The following is a 21,683-nucleotide window of genomic DNA, read 5'->3' on the forward strand; positions in this document are numbered from 1 at the left end:
TTCTTTTCACTTCTCTTCCTTCGAGAAAAACATTCTTGAAATAACGATACCTATACTACCGACGATTAGGAATAACACTGCCCTAATCATCATCGAAACCTCTGGTAAGTCAAGTAGGAATAACTTCCCTACCGTTACTACTAATACGATTAATCCAGCATATAATATTTCATTCATCTGTCTATAACGGCCAAACCAAACTGCAAATAACGCATATATCATCCATAATAACGATACAGATACGCTAATTATACTTCCATCTGTAGAAAGAACTTCACCAATTCTAGTGATTGTAATAAATACAATGACCATTAACCAGTAGAGCGCTATAGAGTACACATACTTACCAATACTCGCTAACACTTCTTTCGCTTGTCTCATGCAATAATAGAACGTTCCTATTAAAATAAGATGAGCAACAAAACCTGCCGAAATAAATTCATCAAACGGACTAAAAATCGTCTGTATCATTCCAATCGCGTAAATCGTTGCACTAACATACAATTTTATCTGTTGTTTTCCTTTAATAGAAGTAACCATTCCAAGGAAACCTTGTAATAATAGTACGATCGCTGCATTCACTAAACTATACTCGTATAAAATCGCTAAACTAAATGCTCCCATCGCGAAACCAAATAAGAGATTTGTAAATATAGAATGTCTATTCTTCCTATACTCAAGCACAAACATAGCAGCGTGCACAATTGCACTAATAATCAATCCCCATGTTGTAAAATCAGGTATTTTGGCAATAGCTAGTATAAAGAAAACTGCATTCGCACTAAATATCGCCAAACGTGGTTCTGGTATAAAACTTCTCTCCGTAAACATATGCCAAAATAATAGTAAATGAATCAAACCATATACAATCGTTAACTGTATTTGCAAGTTCTCTACTAATATTGACATAACAGCAAAGAAGACAAAAAGAACAATGGCCGCAACAGCGTAAGAAATCATATATAAGTATTTATAACGATTTTTCAATCCATACCATAATAAACTAAGTGTTAATATCGTCTCGTATCCGAAGAAAATATAAGGATTAGGAGTCGTACTATTTAACAAGAATGGCACGAAGAACGCTCCTACCGCTACGAAGATAGTAAGGTATTCCGAGTTATATCTTTTCGCTAAATAAATCCCTAAAATAACCCATGCAATATTAAAGAGAAACGCGATACTTGCCGGAATAAATGCATACAAATAATGTGCCGCAAACGTCGTTAAAACAATCCCCGAAATACTTCCTCCAACCAATACTAATCCTAACGCCTGCCGCTCTCTTTTAATTTGAATATCTCCTATATAATACAAACCGATAGATAATGCGATACCAAACACAATTCGTATTGCTGGTGTTAATAAACCAGCATCTACCCCTGCTTTAAATAACCAGATCACTCCAAGCAACATAATACCGACAAATACACGCGGTAACCACGTTTGACAAAACTTAATAATATTAAATGGCTCTGGTTTAAAAGCAGATATATCTACTTGTTTTACCTCATATTCTTGCACAGGCTCTTTTATCGTAACTATTTCTTCTTTTGGCTTTTCCTCCATTACCGTTTCAATATATTCTTTCTTTTCCTTACTAACATGTTGCTGAGCGTTCTCTACTTCTATTTCCCTTTGCTTCACTTTTAATTCAGCAAGTGCTTCTTGAATTGTTTCAATTGCCGTTTCGAGTGCTTCTATTTTCTTATCCAAATCCTTCTTCATACGCTACCCCCTTATTCGTAACTCTCATTAAACCTATATATTACCAATTATCTTTATCATACTCTTAGTCTATTCATTTTCAATAGTATTTTTTCCAAAAAAAGAAAGATGCCTTCCCAAAATAGGAAAACACCTTTTTACTCATTTATTCTTATTTAGAACAATGCTAACGATGACACCAACACACACGCCTATAATAGCTGGAACTATCCACCCAACACCTTCTGTATAAAATGGAATGTATTTTAATACTGACGTCCACTGATTCATCATTACATTTTTATTTAAAATATCAATTGCACTAAATATTGCTACAAACCAAACAGTTACTGCATATACGTATGCATACTTCCCAATATACTTATGGAATAACCCTAGAATAATAAGCGTTAATGCAATTGGATAAATAAATCCAAGAATTGGTACTGATACTTTTAAAATTTGCGTTAATCCTAAATTAGCTAAGATCATACTAACAACGCTTACTATAAATGCCCACACTTTATAAGATACTTTCGGAAATGCACTCGCAAAAAATTGACTACAAGACGTAACAAGTCCAATTGAAACACATAAACAAGCGATAGTAAAAATAAGACCTAATAAAACGACTCCGCCCTGTCCAAATAATGTAATCATAACTTGTGCTAACACTTTCGCACCGTTATCAAATGTTCCTAATGAGCCACTAATTGCCCCCACATATCCAAGGATGACATAAATAATAGATAATAATAGTCCTGCCCCAATTCCAGCAATACTCATATATTTCGCTAAACCTTTATCATCTTCAATACCCTTTGCACGTAATGCATTTGCAATCACAATTCCAAAAATTAAAGCAGCTAACGCGTCCATTGTTAAATATCCATCTAAAAATCCTTGAAACATAGGAGCTTGTCCATAATTCCCCGCAGCCTCTTTCACGCCACCTACTGATGTAAACATACTTTTTATAAAAATAATGGCAATCATACATAATAATAATGGTGTTAAAACTTTCCCAAACAAACCCATTAACTTAGATGGTGATAAACTTAACCAATAAACAATACTAAAGAAAATAACTGTATAAAACAATAATACTCCGCTTCCTGCTTCAGGGAATAACTGACCTGGCCCCATTTCAAAGGCTAAACTTCCCGCACGTGGTATACCAAGCCCAGGTCCAATAAATACATACACGATACATGGAAAAATAATTGCAAATGAAGAATGAACTCTACCCGCTAACGTTTGAAAACTTCCTGCTTTTGCAATAGAGATAACACCTAATATAGGAAGACCTGTTGCTGATATAATAAATCCTACTAATGAAATCCACACATGTTCTCCTGCTTCATATCCAAGAAAAGGTGGGAATATAAGATTCCCTGCTCCAAAGAACATCGAAAATAACATAAGACTAATAAGTAAAATTTCTTTTTTCTGTAACAATTTCATTTCTTTCTCCTTCTTTAATTTCATCTCTTATGAAATCAATTCCACATATAAAAAAAGTACAATAACCTGCTTCCTTACAAAGAAAACATAGTCCATAGTCTATCACAAAAGAAACACCCCTTCTATAGCTATCCCCCTTTTCCAATTTCTTCTGAAAAATCAACCTTTATTGACTTATAATAGTTAATAAGGTAAAATATTAAATGTACAAAATTATTAACTTTGTTTTTGTTTGTGTCAGGAGGAAAATAAAATGGAATCAACGATACAACTAGAAAAAGAACAACAAAGAAAAAAGAAACATCCTCCAGGTTTATACTTACTCTTCTTTACAGAAATGTGGGAAAGATTTAGTTACTATGGATTACGAGGATTATTAACATTATATTTAACGACAGCTTTAGTAAGCGGTGGTCTTGGGTTTAGTCCCGCATGGGCACTCTCTATTTACGGATTTTATACTGGAGCCTGTTATTTCACACCAATGATTGGTGGTTACTTAACAGACCGTTTTCTAGGTAGACGAAAAGCAATCACAATTGGTGGTATAACAATGGCAATCGGTAACCTTACACTATTTGCCTTGCAAAACCAATTAGGCCTATACCTCGGATTAGCGCTTATTATTATCGGTAACGGATTCTTCAAACCGAACATCTCTACACTGGTTGGAGAATTATACGAAGAGAACGACCCAAAACGTGATAGTGCATTTACCATTTTCTATATGGGTATTAACGTCGGGTCATTTTTAGCTCCACTCGTTTGCGGATTTTTATCAGAAAATTTATTCAAAACAACAGTTGATGGCGTTGTACATTACGGATTCCGTTACGGTTTCTTAGCCGCTTCAATCGGAATGATCATTGGACAAATTTTATTTACAACACTCTCAAATCGCTTCCTTGGTAATATCGGTAAAAAACCAACTCGCGATTTACAAACAGCTGCTGGACAACCATCAGTAGGAGATACACCGTTAACAAAAAAAGAAAAACAACGTACCGCAGTTATCGTCATTTTAACATGCTTCGTTGTCTTCTTCTGGGCTGGCTTTGAACAAGCTGGTAGCTCATTAACATTATATACAAACAAATTTGTAGACCGCTCTGTGTTCGGATGGGAAGTTCCAACATCTTGGTTCCAATCGGTCAATCCATTATTTATTATTTTACTTGCTCCAGTCATTTCTGCATTATGGGCAAAACTTGCAACTCGCAAGCAGGGTGATTTAAAAATCCCAACTAAAATGGGACTTGGGATGATCTTGCTCGGTATCGGTTATATCATTCTCGTTATCGCTACATTAAAAACAGGTAGTGATGAACATAACATTACAGAAAAAGCAAACTTACTATTTATCGTCTTTACGTATCTTTTCCATACGTTAGGTGAGCTATTCTTATCACCTGTCGGACTATCAATGGTTAGTGCGCTTGCTCCGGTAAAATTAGCATCTTTACTAATGGGTGTATGGCTAGCAAGTTCAGGTATCGCCAACATTTTAGGCGGACAACTTGCAAGCTTCACAACTTCACTTGGATACGCTGAAGTATTCACAGTTATTGGCGCTGTGGCAATTGTATTAGGTTGTGTTTTATTATTAATTTCTAAGAAATTAGTAAAATGGATGGATTAAAAAAGATGAGGAATTTCTCCTCATCTTTTTTTATGCTGTTTTACCTTTTTCGATTGCTTGTTCGTACAGCTCTTTATGTTCTTTATATTCACTTGGTACGAAACTCTTATAGAAGAATGAGAACCAGCTGTCTCCCTTTTTATACCCTTCTTCTCGAATTTCCGCTGCTTTTTTATTCGATTTAAATCCTTCAGTAAACCATTTCTTTAACAATTCATTTCTTTCATACTTAGCAGGAACTTTTAAATCATAGTTTTCAAATGCATACTTATAGCCAGCTTTTTCTACTGCCTTTTTTGTAGATTTATAGCCTTTTTCATACGCTGTTTCATATGCCTTCACGTATACTTCTTTCTCTCTATTTCCAGGATTCTTTTCAGCTAATTCTTTCCCGGTCTTTTCCCCTAATTCAGCTTGCTCTTTTTCAATTTTTTCTACTCTTTCTTTATTCCCTACTTTGAACCCGTCTGCAAAATTTACCTTAAACTCTGGAGCAACTTGACTATCGTCCATCGTCTCTTGTGCTAAACCTTGTTCTTTTCCTTTTTCAAAATGCGTTTTCTTCTGCTCTTCTAAAGACCATGCGGCTGCATAAGTCGCTTTAAACGCTTGTTTATATGCATCAGATTTTCCAGCTACATGCACTTCTGCATCATTTTTTCCTGCTTTAAAATCAGTTTCTCCATTCTTTTGACCTTCAAGTTGACCTTTTTCCATATCAGCTTGGCGCTGCGCTTCCTCTTGTTTACGTGCCTCTTCAGCTTTTCTTTGTTCCTCGGCTACACGTTGTCTCTCTTCTTCAGCTTTACGCTGTGCTTCTGCATTACGTTGTTTTTCAGCCTCAGTATTGCGCTGTGCTTCTACTTGTCTCTCAGCTTCTACAGCACTATTATTATTCTGGCTAGGAGCTGGGCTCGTTGCACCACTACTAGAAGCTGGTTTATTGTGATAATGATATTCCCCGTACTGTAATCCCCATTTCTCACAATTTGTACGACACGTATGTCCGCCATTAGCATCTGTACGCCCTGGATGCGCATAAGCTGAAATTGGAGCTACCAATAACGCTATACTCGTTGTTAAAAGAAGTTTCTTCACCTGTTGTCTCACTCTTGTTCCTCCCAAAATATAGAATCCTAAATTTATTATACATAAATAGAAGAATACTTAAATACCAACCAAAATATTCTATTATTTCTCAACATTAGTAAAAAAGAAGGTGAACTCTTTAAAGAGTTCACCTTCTTTTTTACTTCTTCGCCTTCGTTCCTACTAAATCACCAGCAACAACATAACGCTTAGAATTATCCTTTACAGATACACATGTAATAAGCGTTATCTCATCTTTCCCATGATCCTCTACAACTTCCCACTTATCAGGAGTTACTTCAGATACACCAGTAACCGCATACTCATATTCATTTTCATTGTCATACAAATAAATTTTATCGCCTCTTTTCAAAGAAGCTATATCACTAAATAAAACACCTTTTTTAGACATGTTATGTCCTGCTAGTGCGTAATTTCCTTTTCCCATAACTTGATTCTCTTTTACTGTCGCTGCACCTGATAATAAGTTTTTTTCAGTAGAAGCTTTCAAAACAGGCAGTTCTACTGAAACACTTGGAATCGAAATACGACCGATTACTTGTTTCTTATCTAATGATGCATTCGCTACTTCCGCCAAGTCTGGTTGATTAATTTTGGAAGCATCTACAAATTCCGTCTCATGCTTTTCATAATCCATCTTTTGAACAGCCTGCACATTTTCAGTCTGTTTCTTTTCAGCCTGATATCCATCATAAAATGGCTTTCCAATTAACACGCCACCTACAACAAATAGAAGGATTGCTACTATACTATAAATTCTTTGCTTATTCATATACAATTCCTTTCCCTTACAAAATCTTACTCTATATAAAATGATAAAATAATATCGCCATATGTACAAGTATTAGCTTAAAAAGAAACCTTCTTGCCGGTGCAAGAAGGTTTCTTTTTAAGCTAATTTATTTCTGTATAGTGATACGTGAAATACTGTCATTTGAATAAAGAAAATCGAAAATATAATATATAATGGGTATCCAGGAAGATATTCATTAATAATAGGCGAAAAAGTTAAAAATCCAACTGCACAAGGTAACACAAACCATAACGATACAAATGTTGTTCGGCAAGCTTTATCCGTAATCGCTTTTTCACGTTCATCTTCTAGTGGAAATAATAATGGATACATCCAAAAAGATAAATTCTTATATTTTTTCTTTTGAATTCTATAAAAAATTGTAACTATAATTGCTCCAATAAATAATAAAATGAATGGTACTCCATTAAACCATACTTCAAATGGGAATTTCTCGTTTTTAATTATATCTGCTAACTCTGTAATGACACTATAAAATTCAACAAATGTCCAGCATGCTAAAGCAGTATAAAGCACGTTTATGATATAAGAAAAAACAATTCTATTCATCCTCTTCCCCCTCCTTATTTAAAACAAACACATCTTCCATCTTTAACTGAAACACATCACAAATCGTAAGTGCTAATAACAACGAAGGAACGTAATCCCCTTTTTCAATTGCTGCAATTGTTTGTCTCGTTACTCCAACCTTTTCTGCTAATACGCTTTGTGTAAAGTTAAAACGAGCTCTTAATTCTTTTACTCTGTTTAAAATGGTCAAATTTACCACCTCTCACCATTATCGTATGCTATCCTTAACAAAATGTAAACTCAACTTAACATTATTCTTACAAAAAAATCCAACTTTACGTATTGTAAAGTTGGATTACGTTTTAGTTTAAAATTGTAAGCTTAACATTTTTTCTGCCCCACTTACTAGACGAAGCTTTATCTGGCATTAAAACATCAATTTTGTGACCTTTAATCGCGCCACCAGTATCTGCTGCAATTGCTTCTCCGTATCCTTCAACATATACACGAGAACCTAATGGGATAACAGATGGATCCACCGCAATTAATTTCATTCCTGGGTTTGCAGTTAGATTATAGCCTCCCCATGCAGAATATACTTGTTGACCTGGTGCATAGCCATTTTCACCTGGATCTGCTGTATAAGCTGTTGCATGTACATAAAGTTCTTTCCCGCCAGCAGTTGGCTTAGAAGACGGTTCAGGTTGTGCAGGTTTTGCAGGTTCTACCTTCGAATTATTATTAGCAACTGGTTCAGCCGGTTTACTAGCTTTTTCTTGCTTTTGCTTTTCAGCAATTTCTGCTTGTGCTTTCGCAAAAGCTTCTTGCTCTGCTTTTGCAGCCGCTTCTGCTTTTGCACGCTCTTCCGCCGCAATTCTTGCTGCTTCTTGTTCACGAGCAATTGTTTCTTGTACTGCCTTCATATTTGATTCAATTTTAGCTTTTTCTTCCGCTGCTAAATTAAGTTGACTTGCAACCTCATTATATTTAGCTTGAACTGTTTGTAAGTTATCTTGACGTTTTTTCAAGTTATCTTGCAGTTCAGCTTGCGCTTTTGCTAATTTTTGTTTATCTACTACTAAAGATGCTTCTTTTTCGTCAATTGTTTTCTTATCTTCTTCAATTTGACGAAGATCTTGTTCTTGTAGACGTAAAATTTCTTTATCAGCTTCTAGAATAGTAGAAACTGCGTTCATACGTTGTAAGAAGTCTGCAAAGTTTTTTGACTCTACTACAACTTCTACTACTAAACTTGTATTTGAGCTGTTTTGAACAGAAACCATACGTTTTCTCATAATATCTTTACGAGCAAGGACTTTATCCTCTAAAACGACAATTTCTTCCTTTTTTTGTTCAATCTGCTTATGTGTTTCATCGATTTTACGTTGAATAGCAGCTTGATCCTCTTTATTTTTTGCAATTGTATTATTTAAATTATGTAGTTCGTTTTCGATACCTTTAATTTCTTTACTAACAGCTTGCTTCTCTTGCTCTTTCTTTTGCATTTCTGCATCGTTTTGTTGCAATTGCTGTTGCATGTTGTTAAGTTTCTCGTCGTTTGACTCTGCTTTTACAGCGACTGTACTAGAAAGACCGATAATTCCTGCTAATACTAGACTACTGATTCGCTTAAAATAGTTCATAATCCGACTCCCTTCTTATACAGTTATACATGATTTATTTTACAGTTTGTTTACAAAACGATTAAATACAGTTTATTTTTCGTGACAAAAAAAAGAGAATTATGAATAAAATGTAATAGATTCTTAAATATTTAACAATTCCTATATTTAAAAAATACAAAAGATGCTAAAATCCAAATATAGAGAAAATATAACTTTCGAAGGCGGTTGAAATAAATACATGTTTACTCAAAAGAAATCACTCCAACATACAATTGCTCAATTAGAAGAGCGTATACAAGAATTAGAAGCAGAATTAAAACAAAAAGATATTGAAAAACAAGAGACTATTTCTACTATCCACGATCGTGTACAAAGCGTTGTCCAAGAGCACCAACTTGTAAATAACCAACACAATACACTCCAAAATTTAGTTCAACAATTAAGTTCATGTTTCGAAAATGTTTCAACACGTACGACACATTCCAATGAGTTAAATAATGAAATGTTACAAAAGGAACAAAGCTTAATTCAGTCTATTGCAGAAATTATTGACTGCTCTAATGAAGGAAAAGAATCCGTTCACCGCTTACTTATTGTAATTAATAAATTAGGTGAACAATCCCAACGCACGTCTAATAGTATGAATCATCTAAGCGAACGCTCAAAGGAAATCGAGCAAATTGTAGAAGTCATTCAAAACATTGCAGCACAAACAAATTTACTTGCTTTAAATGCGAGTATTGAAGCCGCACGTGCTGGAGAACACGGTAAAGGATTCGCTGTCGTTGCCAATGAAGTAAGAAAACTAGCAGAAAGTACAGCAGAAAGTACAAAAAACATAGGCAACTTAACGAAAAAAATTCAAGAAGAAATTGAAAAAGCATACGATAACACAAAAGATAATTTACATTTAGTCGATGAAGGTGTAGAAATGAGCGCCGATACAAACGCTAGAATTGAAAATATTTTAGTTATGATTGAAACGTTACAAAATGGTGCTACAAATGTTATTAAGGCTATTGAAAACCAAAAATCTTGTAATGATGACATATTACGAGAATTCGCTAACACACAACAAATGTTCCAAAAATTAAATACTACTATTATGAATCATATTCATGATGCTGAAAAAGTCGATGTTCAATTGTCTAAAAGTCTTCAAGGAACAGTAAATTCTTAATTAAAAATAAAAATCCCTTATACTGCTATAAGGGATTTTTATTTTATTTCGAATATTTATTTCTTTTCAATATTCATCCATATCTTTGTTATAATGGAAAAGTTGTTTCTTTCAACTAATAAACAAGGAGGTTATTATGGAACAATTTTACTACGTTTTAAAATATTTAATTCTCGGTCTGTTCCAAGGACTAACAGAACCAATTCCAATTTCTTCAAGTGGTCATCTCGTTTTAGCACAACATTTGCTAGGACTAAAAATAGAAGGGTTTAGCTTCGAACTACTTGTTAATTCAGCTTCATTATTAGCTGTATTACTTATTTATAGAAATGATTTAATTCGTCTAACGAAGAATGGTCTCTCTTATATATTTACAAGAGCAGAAGACGCAAAATCAGATTTCTTCTTTATTATTTATCTTGTTATTGCAACCATTCCAGCAGGTGTTATTGGTGTTTTATTTAAAGATTACATCGATCAGTACTTAAAAGGTGTGAAGATGGTTGGGATTTCCCTTCTTATTACTGCTGTCGGCCTTTGGATTATTAGAAATTTACGCGGTCGTAAAAATGATGGCGACCTTTCTATGAAAGATGCAATCATCGTCGGATTAGCACAAGCTTGCGCACTGATTCCCGGAATAAGCCGATCTGGTGCCACAATCGTAGCAGCAATGTTACTTGGTATGAAGCAAGAAACAGCTCTTCGCTTTTCATTCTTACTATACATTCCTGTTAGCTTAGGTGGGTTATTGTTAAGCATTACAGACATTGCAAATGATCCAAATCTAGACACATTATTCGTGCCATATGTTGTTGCATTCATCGCAACATTTATCATGACGTATATTTCACTAAAATGGTTTATGAACATTATGGCAAAAGGAAATTTAAAATATTTCTCTTTCTATTGTATTATCGTAGGTGTACTTACTCTTATTTTCTTATAAAATGAAACTTACAAATTGAAAGCGAGTCATTCTATTACACTAGATGACTCGCTTTTTTATACCTGTATTAAGTTAAAATCTATCATTTACTTTGAATTTTCTGAATAGTATGATATCATTTGAGTTCACTATTATAGTGAAGCTATCTTTCCTACTATTATCGTAAAAGAGGTGTTTATATGTTTATTGTTACTAAACTCATTCATATTAAGTACGGATATGAAAGTGAGCTTCTTTATGGGCTTAAACAATATTATCCTTCTCCCGGAACGAACGGTTGTATTAACATAGAGTTTTCACATGTTCATCCTACAAATGATAAGGCAGAATATATGATTCGTATGTTATGGAAAACACAACAAGATTACCATACATGGCTTTCTCAAAGAGAAAGAAATGTAACTTTGAAGCACAAAATACAAGGCTATATCCTTTCTTCCAAATCAAATGCTAGCTATGTACATTAACCCTTCTCTTTTTATTCCTTACGAGGGGAAAAATGATAAAGTGGAACTTTAATCAGCTCTCATCAATCGGGCTGTTCACAAATAACGAGATAAGGCCCCTCTTACTTTTCATACTGTAAGAGGGCTTCTCTTATGCATACACTTTCTTCTCTTGACAATACAAACGAATAACATGTTTATTTTGTTGAAATACATCATGCGTCAGACGAATAATAATAAAGTTTCTTTTTGTTTGATCATTATGAACAAAAATCTGTTCTCCCTCCTGAAAACGCCATGCACTTTCAAAAGTCGTAATATGATCCCCACTTACAGAAAAAAGTTCATATCGCATTTCTTGTACCCTCTCTCAACTTATATAATCATAATATCCTCATATTAAATTTATTATAACTTAATTCCTATAAAATTAGTAATTATTTCTATTTCGAAAGATTTTAACTTTGTATTTAAATATTTTTGGCGCTATAATGATAAACGAATTTTCATTGAAAGGAGTTTTACTTTGACTGCATATTTATTTCCAGTAAAAACAGCATTTATTTTATTTCCCTTTTTAGCAATGTTTCTTTTAATCCCTTTTTTAATATTTAATTATCGAAAATACGGTTATTTAAATAAATGGCGCTCATTTATTTTATACTCATTATTACTTTACTTATTAAATGCCTATTTTCTTGTTATTTTGCCGTTACCACAAACGTTTGATACTTGTAGCCTACAACCAGCTAATACACAACACATGCAACTCTCACCATTTTATTTCATACAAGAGATTAGTAGTCATACATCGGCAGTTTTAACGAAACCAGCTACTTATTTCTACTTATTAAAAGAGTCTGCGTTTTTACAAGTGGCATTTAATGTTCTATTAACTATTCCATTCGGTATTTACTTACGTTATTATTTCCGACGTAGTTTCTTACAAACAATTTGCATTTCCTTTTTCCTTTCACTATTTTTCGAGCTAACACAAGTGACTGGATTATACGGTATATACAATTGTGCATACCGATTATTTGATATCGATGATTTGTTTTTAAATACATTAGGTGGCGTAATTGGTTTTATCATTGCCCCAATATTTACGTACTTCCTTCCGAAGACAAATGAGTTAGATAGTCATATTGATTTGGAAACGAAACCAGTCGGATTCATTCGTCGCCTTATCGCGATGCAAATTGATTGGATTTTCTTATCTATCGTCGTACCTGTCGTTAAAAACAAAGGAAATTCTTTCTTCGTTTCTAATATGCAATCTTACACGAATATGTATGAACTCATTTTCATTACGTGTTCAATCCTTATTTATTTTATTCTTATTCCATACTTTACAAATGGAAAAACAATTGGGAAAGCATTGCTCCGCATTCATCTGAAAGGAAAATCAGATCGTATTACATTAAAAGAACTATTTATTCGCTACGGTATATTTTATTTTGCGTTAGGCGGAATCAATTATATTCTTTCTAGTAGCTCTATGTTAAATCATACAGAGCCTTTAGTATTACTCGTTACATTGTTATTCCTATTTATCATTAACGGCCTATTTATTATTCATGTTTTACTGCATGTATTTAGCCGTGATAAACTACTATTTTATGAACATATTAGTCATACAAGAAATGCAATTACGCTAAAAAAAGCTGACAAATAATTATTTGTCAGCTTTTTCATATACATAATTTGAAACTTTAATCAGTGGGGGTCTTACTGCCCGGCAAATAGCGGGATAAATAACTTTTCTGCATAAGGATTAAAAAACATTCCAAGTTCATCTAGAGACTTCCTCGCCTGTAAAAACGAATGAAACTCTGGATATATATCTTGTAATTGCTCATACGATAATGTATGCATTTTCCCCCAATGCGGACGCCCTTCATACTTCAGAAAAATTTTTTCCACTTCGCCAAAGTAAGCAGCATATTTCATACCTTTATACATATGAACAGCGATATACGCTGAATCTCTTCCATAGGCTGGACTAAGCCATATATCATCACCCTTCACATAGCGGCATTCGATCGGGAAGTGCACCTTATACTTTTTCTTTTCAATAAGATTTGAGATTTCTTCTACCACAGTCCTCATATACTTTGAAGGAATGCTATACTCCATTTCATAAAATGGTACCGTACGTGATGTAGCAAATACTTCATAGCTCGGGCCAATTATTTTTGTGTTTGGTACAGCCTTAGCTGATAATCGACTCACTCCTTTACTTATAGAAGGAAACCATTTACACCCTTTAGATAGCAAAGAGAACATCCTATTTTCAAGTAACTCCACCTTTAGTTTATGCCATTTCAAATCACTGCCTGTATTCGTTGTTTCGTTCGTAAGTTTTACTTGTACTTCATCAGAATAAGGAAAAACGAAAAATTCAAAGTGACGATGCTTCTTATACTCTTCTAGTTTGTTCATTACAGTAGATAATGACTGTTTTTCACTTTCATAAACGAGTGAATACGCTGGAATAACCTTCAATTTTATCTTTACAATGATACCTAACATTCCAAGTGACAACTGAAACGCTCTCCAATATTCTACGTTCTCAGCTTCCGAACAAACTATACTCTCACCATTAGATAAAACGGCCGTAATCTCTATAACTTGTGTTGATAAACTCCCAAAGGTAATACCCGTTCCATGAGTCCCCGTACTAATCGCTCCTGCAATAGATTGTGAATCAATATCCCCTAAATTTTCTTGCGCATAACCTTTTTCCTCAAGTAACTTCCCTAAATCATATAACTTTGTTCCTGCCCACACTTCAGCGACCATCTTCTCTTCATCAATATTCACAATGCCCTTCAATTCATCTAAAGAAACTAAAACTTCTTCGGTTTGCACAAGGGGTGTAAACGAGTGTCCTGAACCAACAACACGAATTTTCCGCCCCTTTTTTCGTGCAAGCCCCACTACTTCTACTACATCTTGTATACTTTCTGGATACATCGTATAATGCGGCGTTCCTTCTACATTCCCTGTCCAATTCCTCCACTTTTGTCCCTTTATAGAAAGCATTGGCCATCCCCCCGATATGTTGAATACTCCCCAACAATCTCTCCTTTTTTAACACGATACAAAAAAGGAAAGCGCTCACATAATTCACCAGCCTTACTATGACGAAACAAAATGGACTCTCCTATATCCACTCGTTCCTCGCCGCTATAAAAAATTGGCGTTTGTACCTCGCCAGCACCTTCTAAAGCTAATAGTTTTGCACCCTTCGGTCTCCAAACTTCAGGCTCTTTATCTTTTCCAACTGCTCCTGAAGCAATATATCCACCACCTAGGCAAGTGTAAATAAACGGGACTGGTTTACGCACAACTGGTAAAGCAAATCCGACCGCTGGATGAAATTTCACCTCTTTATAATAATCAAACAGCTTCGGAGAATAAAAAGCAGAACCTATTGTAATCTCTGAAACTGAATTATCTTTCTCAGTTGTTTTTATGCTTCCTGTTCCGCCTCCATTTACAAACCTTAGCTCAATACCAAGTTTTTGTATTGCTTTTACAATATATTCTCTTCTTTCTTTCACTTCTAGCACTGATTTCTGCTTTAAATACGAAATCACTTTACTCTTCAGCCATTGATTCGGTATATGGTCTCCCACCCCAGCAATTTGAGCTTCATAACCCATCACACCATCTAACATTAAATATGATGACCTTCTCACCTTTTCTACTACTTTCAACGCATCCTGCACATTTTTTACTGGGGATCTTTGTACACCAAAATGAAATTGAAAGAAACGACTACTCATATCAATATCCAAACAAACACGAAAACATCCTCTAGATTTCTCAGCAATTTTTTCTAAATACACAATATGCTCTTCACAATCCACCATACAAGTTATAATGAAACCTTTCTTTGTTAGCAAACTAATTTCACACAAAGCTCTTTCATCATAAGCAGGATATCCGAGCAATAAATCATTAAATCCTTGTTCTATTAAAAATAAAACCTCTCTAGGTGAAAAGCACATAATACCTTGAAATCGATCATTTGCAGCTAAAATCTTTTGCATAATCGGAACAGAACGTAACGATTTACTCGCTATACGAATCTTCTTATTTCCACTTAACTCTATAATCGATTGAATATTTCTATCTAAAGCCACTTCATCCAAAAATGCACACGGTAATGGAACTTCTTTAAAAATTCCTCGATCCACATTTTTCTCTCCTCTTTTCAATATGTCTTATACATATTGGAAAGAAAGTATGATTTTCCTGTTTGCAAATAAAAAAAGTTTCTTCTTTACGAAGAAACTTTTTGAAACTACTTCATAGAAATAGTCGCCTCTACTGGATAATGATCAGAGTAATCATTATACGTATATTTTTGGAACCACGATGTAACAGTCCATTGTGGAGATTTCGGCTGTAACACCTTATTCTCTATATACGATGGGTTCGCATGGTCTTTGCTTGCAATAATATAATCTAAATATTCGGCAGGACTATCAGGGAAATTATATTTTGCAATACTGTTTGTCGTTGCATCCCAAGTCGCTGTATGTCCAGTATAAGATGGTACAGAAGCGTTCAATGTTTTAAACATAGATGCATACTCTGAATCATTATTGTTCTCTGCATTTATCTTATTTACGTTCATATCACCACCAATTAACACATACTCATTATTTGGTATATTTTTATTTTTAATAAAATCTTGAATTTCTTTTAATTGGTTCGTACGTACAGATGCTGGTGAAGTTTTTCCGCACATACTATCTTCAGCCTGCAAATGCGTCCCAATCACGTGAACGAAACGATCATTTTTCTTAATTTTCGTGTATACAAATCCTTTATTCGATAAATTATCTGGCCCGCATCCTTTTGCAAATACATATTGAATCTTTTCAGCGATTGGCCATTTGCTCACAATCGCAACGCCACCATCTTCAGGAGTTGAAGATGAATAGTTTCCTAACGTTTTATCCCATTCGCTTCCACTACTACGACCTAATACTGCTGTTTGATTTGGATATTCTTTCTTCAAATTGCCTAATAAACGATCTGAAGCACTATTATCAAACACTTCATTTAATATAACAACATCTTGATTCTTTATATAATCTGCCGCCCCGATTAAATCAGCACGCTCAGTTTGTCCCCAGTTCGGATATAAGTTTGTTGATAGCATATATACATTATGCGTCATCACTTTTAATGTATCATTTTGATTTGTAGATGCTTCTGCTTGAGCTGAAGTTCCGCTATATAAAGCTCCTAAACCAACCCCTAAGCTAAGTACACCTTTTAGCAATTTACCTTTCACGTTTCATACCTCCATGTATTGTATAGTAATAAAAAGGCCAAATACTCTATTCTGAGATTTGACCTTTTTCAAATACTTAACGATTTCCGTACGTATCAAACCAAAGCTGAATGTATCCAGCAGTAACACGTTGTGCATCCATTAAACGCTTACCTGTCATTGGTGTAACTTCAGCGCGCCATTTATCTGCATATTCTTGTGATACAGCTGCTCTTACGAACCAATCTTTCGTATTATCATTTACAATGCCAGCGTAATCTTGTTTCGCAACTACTGCCGCTCCATGAATCCAATCTTCTGGATTCGTACCTTTCCAGTTCCAATACCCATTTCCATCCGTTACTTTATAATTATCTTTTATCGTATCTACAAAGTTTTCATATTTAGAATGGAATCCTTGTGGATACGAAAGGTTCGTAAAGTTTGCCGCATGCATTGGTTGGTTTACATCCCCTAAATAATGAAGAGATAATCCTAAATAGAAGAATGCTTGTTTCATATCTTTATTTTTGTAAGACTCACCAGCTAATTTAAAATATTTAGCTCCAGTTTCCTTTGCCTGCTTTGCATACGGAATATAAGTTTTCCCATTGTCAGGGTCATAGAAATGTGAAGCAAATGTGCTATTATCATAATAAGGATTTTCATAGTCAGCAGCATAAATACCGTTCTCTAACTCAGTACGCCATTCATTTAATAGTGCAACTCGATCTTGTTTTACAAGTGTTGTATTACGAGACATAATATCAATTGCACGGTTTACAATCCATAAATGAGAATTCACGCCTTCTTTATGTTTATCTTCAGCAGACCAGCGCGGAATAACTCCAAATCTCTGTCCCCCATCATTTTCATGAGCAAATGCAACACTTTGTAATGGAGCAACTAATGTAATAGCTGCCGCTAAAGCAAGTACTTTCTTTTTCATATAAAATCCTCCATTTTATAATTGAATTATTGTAAACATTTTGTTAGGATCCTATGATGTCGTCCGGTTAACCTATGACTAGAATATCCCACCTTTCACGAAATTTCTATCACTAAATTAAAATATGCAAATGTTCATATCATTATAACTTTATACATAGTGAATATAATGAATGAATACACTTTCATTTTAATAAACTATTATTAAGTTTTGTCTAAACTAATGTAAAAAAAGAGTAAAGCACCCACATGCTTTACTCTTTTTTTCTATTCGATAATATACTTGGCAATTGTACATTAACTGCCAACTTATGTATAAATCCAAACACTAATCCGATCCCTATAAATATGTATAATATCGTAAATATCTTTCCGAAGTCAGTTTGGGGACTAAATTGCCCATCACCGACAGTAGTCAGCGTCACAACGCTAAAATATAAAGCATCCAAAGGACGTAACCCCTCCACTGTACTATAAAAGATTGTACCAGATATTAATGTCAAAATTGTTAATACGAATAACACTTGAAATTCTTTATCTTTCCATGCTCGCAAACAAGCTTTTAGCATCCGTTTCAATGTCAATATAAATGAAAGCATTAGACTTCCCCTTCCAAACAAAATACCTTTAGTTACAGGAAAGTCTATCACCTTTCTGTACAGAAAAAAAGTAGCCCTCTTCTATTTCTAGAAAAGGGCTACTTTTTTCGATTCTATCTTATTTAGGTGAAACAAGAATTTTCACTTGGGTTTTATCTTTTACAAGTGCTTCAAATCCTTCTTCAACAACTTGATCCACTGTAATTTTTTTCGTAATTAATTTCTCTGCTTGAATTTGTCCAGAGCTAATCAATTTAATAACAGCTGGGAAGATGTGACGGTATCCTAAAATACCAATAACTTCTTTTTCTTTTAATACTAAGTTATTTGGAGTAATTGTTGCGTCTTTTTCCCATACACTAACAATTACAGTTTGTCCTTCGAAGCTTGTACTTTCAATCGCTTGGCGTAGTACAACTTCAACACCTGTTACTTCAAAGCTAACATTTACACCTAAACCATTTGTTAAGTTACGAATTTCAGCTAACACATCTTGAGTTGCTGGGTTTAATACATAATCCGCACCTGCTAATTTCGCTAACTCTTGACGTTCTTTAGAAAGTTCAACTGCAATAACAGGAGTTGCTCCTGCTGCTTTAGCTGCTTGGATAACAAGAAGTCCAATTGGACCGCAACCAAATACCGCTACAGCTTCCCCTTCTTTTAATTTACTTTGACGTACTGCATGAACTGCTACTGCTGCTGGTTCTACAAGCGCACCTTGTTCATACGTCATTTCATCTGGAATGTGATGAACCATATCTTCTGGTACTACTGTATATTCAGAGAAACCGCCGCCTTCTCCGCCAAGACCGTGGAAAACAAGTTGTTCACAAACATTGTAATGTCCATGTTTACAAGCTTCACATTTACCACAAGAATAAATTGGCTCTACAACAACGCGGTCTCCCACTTTATGAGATGTAACTCCTTCACCAATCTCTATTACCTCACCACTAAACTCATGACCTAAAATAACAGGTGCTTTCACATGTGTTAATGGATGTTCTTCTGTTGGAATAAAAATAGGCCCTGCTAAATATTCATGCAAGTCTGTCCCACAAATACCACACCATTTAACTTTGATTTTCACTGTTCCTGGTTTTACTGTTGGTTCTGGTACTTCTTCTACTCGTACATCACGTTGATTATGCCAAAGTAGTGCTTTCATTTTATACATCCCTCTCTATGTATATACTTAACCTGGTGAAGTTTACAACTCTATTATAATACTTCTATCCATATATTTCAAAAAAACAATCACGTTCCCACTAATTTTTTACAAATAACGTTCAATATTTTGTCACTTTGTACTTTTTTCCACATCTGTTAATTCAATTTCATTGCAGGTGAAATTAGCATTGTGCCATAATAGCATAGGAGAGGTGAATATCGCTTGAAATATTTTATTTACTTTATCGTTATCGTGGCATTTTTAGATACATTTTCACAATTACCTATTATGAGTACTTTCGCTCAAAGCCTTGGAGGAACTCCTCTTATTATCGGTCTAGTTGTCGGTATGTACTCATTCGCTAATATGATCGGTAATATTATTGCTGGAGCCGCTGTCGATAAATTTGGTGCAAAAAAAATCCTTTATATAAGCATGGGAATTACGAGTTTCATAGTCTTGTTATACACCGTTGTTCAAAGTGGTGAACAACTATTAGTTGTGCGCTTTATGCATGGATTTAGTGATGGCTTTTTAATTCCTGCTGCCTTTACATTTTTATCAAAACAAACAAATGCAAAAAGACAAGGAAAAGCAATGGCTCTATCTGGTGCTGCTGTTGGAACAGCCGCAATCGTAGGACCTGCTTTCAGCGGTATTATGAAAGCAACAGCTGGCGTAGAGTGGGTCTTCATTACTATTTCTATTTTAATGGCTCTTGGTACAATCGTATCTCTATTCTTCTTACCAAATAACGTATCAAGAAAAGATACATCAAGAACGCAAATGATGAACAAAGAAGATATGGTTGAACTTTTAAAATCAGAACCGTTATTACAAGCATATATTGGTGCTTTCACATTAATGTTTTCACAAGGAATTGTCACTTATATGTTACCAGTAAAAGTTGAGGCATTAGCGCTTAAAGCATCCACAACAGGCATGATGTTAAGTGTATTCGGTATAACTGCTATCCTCTTCTTCTTGCTTCCAACAAATCGTATTTACGATCGATTTAATCGTTCGAAACTAATGCTAATCGGAATTGCAGTTATGGCATTCGCATTATCTTTACTCGGATTATTTGCTACAAAAGGTATGCTCTTTATCGTAATGATGATTTATGGAATTGGATTCGCAATCCTCTTTCCGTCTATTAACGCTTTACTCGTTGAAAATACTACAGACGATAATCGTGGAAAGGCATTCGGATTATTTTATGCCTTCTTCTCATTAGGAGTTGTTGCTGGCTCCTTTACAGTCGGCGCAATCGGAGCATCACCTAGCATCAGCTTCATTATCGGGACAGCATTTTTATTAACATTTGCTGGGATGATTTATGTAAGAAGCAAAGTAAAAAAGACAATGATGGGATAATCCATCGTTGTCTTTTTTAAAATGCATATTGATATAATCCGTAATATAATGGAAGCGTTGGAATAATGCCAATTAATTTAAATATAAAAGGTAATGGCTCATCTCGCTCTTCATATAAACGAAAAACAAAAACTGCAGTTAAAGTCCAAATGACACTAAACAAGAAGATACATTTCCAAACAATTGAGGTTAATATTTGTATATCAAATACAAAACCAAAAAGCCCTATCCACGTAATAATAGATACTACAAAGTCAAACTTTTGAATTGGTGTTTGAAACATACCCCTTACTAACGAAATAATAGCTAACATTGCTACAATAACTAAATATATTTTCCAAAGCATAATGATAATCTCCTATTCAATTTAACTTTTAACTTTCAGCAAACCATATTTAATAAACAATATAGCATTATATTTTTCATAGAAATAATACAATGGATAACAAAATAAAAAGAAAATAAGTACAGTTGGTACATTGTCTACAATAGAAAAATATTTTACTAGTAATTCCTTAATACTCTCTCCAATAATAATAAACAATGGAATTATACAAATCATCGCTAATATTAAACATGGTGTTATCCTGATTTCTTTCAACTTCACCTTACAATGTGGACACCTTAATGAAAAAGGATGCGGGAGATCAATAATATGCTGTACAGTAATATCCCCTTCACACTGTGGACATTCAATAACTTCTTTCATTTATCGCTTACTCCTTTCTATCTATAAAAAGAGCCCTATTGAATAGAACTCTTTTTTGCCCAATATATTACTTTTGTGTATAACCAAATAACAATGTAAATAAATTGAGCCGTAAAGGCAATAATACATCGCTTCT

General features: G+C 34.3%; 22 protein-coding genes. 6 read left to right on the top strand and 16 right to left on the bottom strand.

The window, feature by feature from the left end; all coding sequences use genetic code 11:
* Positions 1 to 6: 6 nt before the first annotated feature.
* Positions 7 to 1,728, bottom strand: a complete 1,722-nt coding sequence (locus BUA87_RS23315) for a DUF2339 domain-containing protein (protein WP_072940956.1) — start codon at positions 1,726 to 1,728, stop codon at positions 7 to 9.
* Positions 1,729 to 1,869: 141 nt separating this feature from the next.
* Entirely contained in the window at positions 1,870 to 3,171 is a 1,302-nt protein-coding gene (brnQ, locus tag BUA87_RS23320) for a branched-chain amino acid transport system II carrier protein BrnQ1 (RefSeq protein ID WP_023521188.1), read from the bottom strand.
* A gap of 253 nt (positions 3,172 to 3,424) precedes the next feature.
* Between brnQ and BUA87_RS23325 the strand changes: the two genes are divergently transcribed.
* Positions 3,425 to 4,810, top strand: coding sequence for a peptide MFS transporter (locus BUA87_RS23325; RefSeq protein ID WP_064532071.1), 1,386 nt, complete (start codon positions 3,425 to 3,427; stop codon positions 4,808 to 4,810).
* A 30-nt stretch (positions 4,811 to 4,840) separates the two neighbouring features.
* Here BUA87_RS23325 and BUA87_RS23330 read toward each other — a convergent pair whose 3' ends face one another.
* From BUA87_RS23330 to BUA87_RS23350, 5 genes are all read right to left on the bottom strand, one after another.
* The gene (locus tag BUA87_RS23330) at positions 4,841 to 5,920 is read right to left on the bottom strand and encodes a YHYH domain-containing protein (protein ID WP_071714268.1); all 1,080 of its coding nucleotides are present in this window, start codon (positions 5,918 to 5,920) and stop codon (positions 4,841 to 4,843) included.
* A 139-nt stretch (positions 5,921 to 6,059) separates the two neighbouring features.
* The gene (locus tag BUA87_RS23335) at positions 6,060 to 6,692 is read right to left on the bottom strand and encodes a class A sortase (protein WP_001041728.1); all 633 of its coding nucleotides are present in this window, start codon (positions 6,690 to 6,692) and stop codon (positions 6,060 to 6,062) included.
* 117 nt (positions 6,693 to 6,809) lie between these two features.
* Positions 6,810 to 7,283 carry a DUF2178 domain-containing protein gene (locus tag BUA87_RS23340; RefSeq protein ID WP_001080041.1) on the bottom strand — a complete coding sequence of 158 codons (474 nt, stop codon included), beginning with the start codon at positions 7,281 to 7,283 and terminating at the stop codon, positions 6,810 to 6,812.
* Positions 7,276 to 7,494 (bottom strand): helix-turn-helix transcriptional regulator, encoded by a 219-nt coding sequence (locus BUA87_RS23345; RefSeq protein WP_000154019.1) that lies wholly within the window; start codon positions 7,492 to 7,494, stop codon positions 7,276 to 7,278. Before BUA87_RS23345 ends, BUA87_RS23340 begins: the two co-directional genes overlap by 8 nt.
* Positions 7,495 to 7,606: 112 nt before the next feature.
* The gene (locus BUA87_RS23350; protein ID WP_072940959.1) at positions 7,607 to 8,887 is read right to left on the bottom strand and encodes a 3D domain-containing protein; all 1,281 of its coding nucleotides are present in this window, start codon (positions 8,885 to 8,887) and stop codon (positions 7,607 to 7,609) included.
* A 220-nt stretch (positions 8,888 to 9,107) separates the two neighbouring features.
* On the opposite strand from BUA87_RS23350, the gene BUA87_RS23355 reads away from it, so the two are divergent.
* The 3 genes from BUA87_RS23355 (at position 9,108) to BUA87_RS23365 (ending at position 11,465) form a co-directional block, all read left to right on the top strand.
* On the top strand, positions 9,108 to 10,049 hold the full coding sequence (locus BUA87_RS23355) for a methyl-accepting chemotaxis protein (protein ID WP_072940963.1): 942 nt from the start codon (positions 9,108 to 9,110) through the stop codon (positions 10,047 to 10,049).
* 136 nt (positions 10,050 to 10,185) lie between these two features.
* Positions 10,186 to 10,998: an undecaprenyl-diphosphate phosphatase gene (locus BUA87_RS23360; RefSeq protein WP_000434794.1), complete on the top strand. Its 813-nt coding sequence runs from the start codon at positions 10,186 to 10,188 to the stop codon at positions 10,996 to 10,998.
* A gap of 179 nt (positions 10,999 to 11,177) precedes the next feature.
* Positions 11,178 to 11,465, top strand: coding sequence for an antibiotic biosynthesis monooxygenase (locus tag BUA87_RS23365; RefSeq protein ID WP_000471253.1), 288 nt, complete (start codon positions 11,178 to 11,180; stop codon positions 11,463 to 11,465).
* A gap of 130 nt (positions 11,466 to 11,595) precedes the next feature.
* Here the strand turns inward: BUA87_RS23365 and BUA87_RS23370 are convergent, their stop codons facing one another.
* Entirely contained in the window at positions 11,596 to 11,799 is a 204-nt protein-coding gene (locus tag BUA87_RS23370; protein WP_065229760.1) for a hypothetical protein, read from the bottom strand.
* 171 nt (positions 11,800 to 11,970) lie between these two features.
* Between BUA87_RS23370 and BUA87_RS23375 the strand changes: the two genes are divergently transcribed.
* Positions 11,971 to 13,122 (top strand): VanZ family protein, encoded by a 1,152-nt coding sequence (locus tag BUA87_RS23375; protein ID WP_000128016.1) that lies wholly within the window; start codon positions 11,971 to 11,973, stop codon positions 13,120 to 13,122.
* Between the two features lie 53 nt (positions 13,123 to 13,175).
* Here BUA87_RS23375 and BUA87_RS23380 read toward each other — a convergent pair whose 3' ends face one another.
* The 6 genes from BUA87_RS23380 to bdhA form a co-directional block, all read right to left on the bottom strand.
* Positions 13,176 to 14,492, bottom strand: a complete 1,317-nt coding sequence (locus BUA87_RS23380; RefSeq protein ID WP_065229759.1) for a D-arabinono-1,4-lactone oxidase — start codon at positions 14,490 to 14,492, stop codon at positions 13,176 to 13,178.
* Entirely contained in the window at positions 14,480 to 15,652 is a 1,173-nt protein-coding gene (locus tag BUA87_RS23385) for an amino acid deaminase/aldolase (protein ID WP_000373758.1), read from the bottom strand. The genes BUA87_RS23380 and BUA87_RS23385 overlap by 13 nt, the downstream gene beginning before the upstream one ends.
* A gap of 107 nt (positions 15,653 to 15,759) precedes the next feature.
* A complete protein-coding gene (gene sph, locus BUA87_RS23390) occupies positions 15,760 to 16,761 on the bottom strand; it encodes a sphingomyelinase C (protein WP_000676799.1) in 1,002 nt (333 codons plus the stop codon).
* A 76-nt stretch (positions 16,762 to 16,837) separates the two neighbouring features.
* Positions 16,838 to 17,689, bottom strand: coding sequence for a phospholipase CerA (cerA, locus tag BUA87_RS23395; RefSeq protein ID WP_000730997.1), 852 nt, complete (start codon positions 17,687 to 17,689; stop codon positions 16,838 to 16,840).
* A 253-nt stretch (positions 17,690 to 17,942) separates the two neighbouring features.
* Positions 17,943 to 18,287: a potassium channel family protein gene (locus BUA87_RS23400; protein WP_000948035.1), complete on the bottom strand. Its 345-nt coding sequence runs from the start codon at positions 18,285 to 18,287 to the stop codon at positions 17,943 to 17,945.
* Between the two features lie 118 nt (positions 18,288 to 18,405).
* Entirely contained in the window at positions 18,406 to 19,458 is a 1,053-nt protein-coding gene (gene bdhA / locus BUA87_RS23405; protein WP_000645827.1) for a (R,R)-butanediol dehydrogenase, read from the bottom strand.
* Between the two features lie 225 nt (positions 19,459 to 19,683).
* On the opposite strand from bdhA, the gene BUA87_RS23410 reads away from it, so the two are divergent.
* Complete coding sequence (locus BUA87_RS23410) at positions 19,684 to 20,838, top strand: MFS transporter (protein WP_000873271.1); 1,155 nt, start codon at positions 19,684 to 19,686, stop codon at positions 20,836 to 20,838.
* Between the two features lie 16 nt (positions 20,839 to 20,854).
* On the opposite strand, the gene BUA87_RS23415 is transcribed toward BUA87_RS23410, so the two are convergent.
* Positions 20,855 to 21,184 (bottom strand): hypothetical protein, encoded by a 330-nt coding sequence (locus BUA87_RS23415; protein ID WP_000964465.1) that lies wholly within the window; start codon positions 21,182 to 21,184, stop codon positions 20,855 to 20,857.
* 21 nt (positions 21,185 to 21,205) lie between these two features.
* Complete coding sequence (locus tag BUA87_RS23420) at positions 21,206 to 21,547, bottom strand: hypothetical protein (protein ID WP_072940968.1); 342 nt, start codon at positions 21,545 to 21,547, stop codon at positions 21,206 to 21,208.
* Between the last annotated feature and the right edge of the window lie 136 nt (positions 21,548 to 21,683).

The organism is Bacillus sp. bc15 (assembly GCF_900142585.1).
Lineage (GTDB): Bacteria > Bacillota > Bacilli > Bacillales > Bacillaceae_G > Bacillus_A > Bacillus_A cereus.